The following is a 2755-nucleotide window of genomic DNA, read 5'->3' as shown; positions in this document are numbered from 1 at the left end:
AAGTTATTGTTTCTAATAAGCAAGGACTTAATAATAATTTATAATTTGTTGAAGATTCCATCTAAAAAATAATCTATAAAAAACTTAATGTCTAGAGAGGAAATAGCAAAATCAGAATAATAAAAGAAGAATTTCTATATAGCTAAATTAGATTATACAAAAAGGCTTAAAAGAAAAAATGTTATAGTATTTAGAAGTTTTAAAATCTTGGTAGGTATATCCACTACCACACAAAAATGTAACATGCTGAATTAATTACATTTTATTAATGAACAAATTTTTAGGATACACATCAGGATACACAATCATTTTGTAAAATTTTATTACCAACAAGTGTAGTGATCGATGACAATACTATCTAGAAGTATTTAGACACTTAGACACTTAGACATTTGAACTATGTATATGTAGCTTAGCGTTTAAAAGCATGTCTAAATGCCTAATTCAAAAAAAACATTAATATACAACAACTTAATTAAAAAACTAATTATATGTTTGTCTAATTTGATGTATACTTAGGATTTAGAACTACATATTCTTTATCGCATATTTTAATTTGCTTAACTTAAATACTCAATTGCAGCATCTCTTGTATCCAAGTCTTTCAACTTTCTTGTTAGTTGATTAATCGAAGATTTTAATAGATATGATTTTCCTGTAGCCTTGTACTTTTTCAACAATAACTCTAATAAATTAGTTGCTTCAGGATTATTAAGCGGTTCCTTTACAGAATATTTCAGCCATTCTTCTAACGAATGCAATACTATCTTTGAGGCATTATCTATGTGCTGTTCTTGAACTTGATCCATTCCTTCAAAAAAAGCAAATACCGTTGCCAATCTTATAATCAATTCCCCCGCTCTACTAGCTTCCGCACCAAGATTACTAAATTTACCTGTTGAAGATTGAGATCCTTCTATTAAGTTATAGATACCAATAAATGCTTTCTTAGCACTTAAAGACATTTCTAATATTGGACGGCTATCAATCATTTCTTCATTCATAGTCAAATCATGCCAATCACCTATCAGCGCATCACACCGTTCATAATAAGAAATTAGTCTTTCATCTTCCAAAATATTTCTGTTCAAATCTTCAATTGTTAAAAATCTAGTTCCCACTAATGATTTAGGTGAAACAAAAATAAATCTTGGTAGTAAACCAATTTCGCCCATAACTTTACCTTTTATAACCTCCTGTATTACAACAGGTTGTGCCATAAGATGAATACTCAATCTCACATGAAATGCTTCACCACTACCCTCTAGATTAGATTTCGACCTATAACGTTCAACATGCCCATTATCAAAGATCTTAGTGAGGATAGTCATATTCGCTTTAACTGTCTCCGATGTAAAATTATGACCATTTAATACATCTCCTCCATCACTAGATTCCAAAGCTATATTTTTAAATTCTTCACGAATAAGACTTCCAACTAGTGGCTCTAATGTAGTATTTGCAAAGATTTTTTTAGGACTTAAAGGTTCTTGTTCTCTAGTCTTAGATTCTGCCCATGCTCTATAATCTTTTTTGTACTCTGCAACATGTATTTTTTGTATTTCCAAAATAGGTTTCAAGGCAAAATAATCAGCAGTAGTTTTCCGGTCACCACTTTTAGCTTCACTTAGGAAGTAGAGACTACAAGGCATAGGAACCCCTTGTATAGTCTGTGCATTAACATGCTTTTGAGCTATAAAAGTCATTGCAAAAAGAACTGAGTTAGCTACTACAGCTAAGGGTGCTTTTACAAAAGCATAAATACACTCTACAGCCTTACTAGCTATTTCTGGCAAAGCATTAATAGGATAAATATTTTCTTTAAGCGTTGTCGTACTAGGTTGTGAATTGATCCACGTAAGTCTATTAATTTCTGACATGATACATTCATGTAATTCATTTTCTTTCATTACATAGACTCACATTTCTTTTTTTCTAACCAAGCTTCAACTTCTGCAACTTTAAAATAAAGATTCCCTTGACGAGACGAAGAATATTTAATAGGCCGCGGAAAAGTCGGATCATCTTTTATTAGCCGATACAACCCATTCCTACTAAGCGTCATAATCGCTCGTAGTTCTTCAAATTTCATTACTTGCATTCTTAACCTCACATAACAGTTCATGAAATAAGTTTGAGGTTTAAGGGCTCTAATGAAAAAAGGGATTTTTATTTAAAAAAAATAAAAATCCCTTTTGAAAGATTTAATATCTATCTAATCGAGCTGAAGGATCTCTTTGAGTCGACTATGAGTAAGTAAGTAATCTTTATTTAAGTCTTCGAAAAAAATATCCACTAATAGCAAAATCAGCTCTAGGTCATATGGTTTTCCATATGAATCAATTTCATAAATTTTTTTTTATAAAAACTGTTCGATGAGAAAATTTATCACGTCGAATAGTTTCTTGAGCATTTAAAAAATCTCTGATTTCATTTAAATAATCATTGAGAAGATCAAAAATATTAAATTTCAAAAAATTTTTCGAATAGTTATATGCACGAGAATACAAAGTGCTTGTACTGTAAGTACAATCTATTGGAGAAATATAATTATTATCTTTTAAATAATTAACAAAAGTTTCTAATAACACATCACCTTCAACAATATGCATTAAATGATTGTAACGAGGCAGAGTAAAACTTGAAGTGCGACATAAACCACCTAATTAATTTAAAGGGTTTATGGAGTATATAAAATTGTCATACCATCATCTTAACTTTGAAGATCGTACTGCATTAATGCTTGAGTCAAGAA

Annotated in this window: 3 protein-coding genes; all 3 read right to left on the bottom strand. The window is 30.2% G+C overall.

Going from position 1 to position 2755, the window contains the following annotated elements; genetic code table 11:
- Positions 1-560: 560 nt before the first annotated feature.
- The 3 genes from C3420_RS16700 to C3420_RS17320 all read right to left on the bottom strand — a co-directional run bounded on the left by C3420_RS16700 (position 561) and on the right by C3420_RS17320 (position 2612).
- Positions 561-1910, bottom strand: a complete 1350-nt coding sequence (locus C3420_RS16700) for a DUF3987 domain-containing protein (protein ID WP_103801079.1) — start codon at positions 1908-1910, stop codon at positions 561-563.
- The gene (locus C3420_RS17960; protein ID WP_416202841.1) at positions 1910-2092 is read right to left on the bottom strand and encodes a helix-turn-helix transcriptional regulator; all 183 of its coding nucleotides are present in this window, start codon (positions 2090-2092) and stop codon (positions 1910-1912) included. Before C3420_RS17960 ends, C3420_RS16700 begins: the two co-directional genes overlap by 1 nt.
- A gap of 253 nt (positions 2093-2345) precedes the next feature.
- On the bottom strand, positions 2346-2612 hold the full coding sequence (locus C3420_RS17320) for a hypothetical protein (RefSeq protein WP_146048177.1): 267 nt from the start codon (positions 2610-2612) through the stop codon (positions 2346-2348).
- Between the last annotated feature and the right edge of the window lie 143 nt (positions 2613-2755).

Origin of the sequence: Acinetobacter sp. ACNIH3 (genome assembly GCF_002918965.1) — a bacterium.
Taxonomy (GTDB): domain Bacteria; phylum Pseudomonadota; class Gammaproteobacteria; order Pseudomonadales; family Moraxellaceae; genus Acinetobacter; species Acinetobacter schindleri.
Note: the sequence above shows the minus strand (reverse complement) of the source record. Positions and strands in the feature narration are given on the sequence as shown.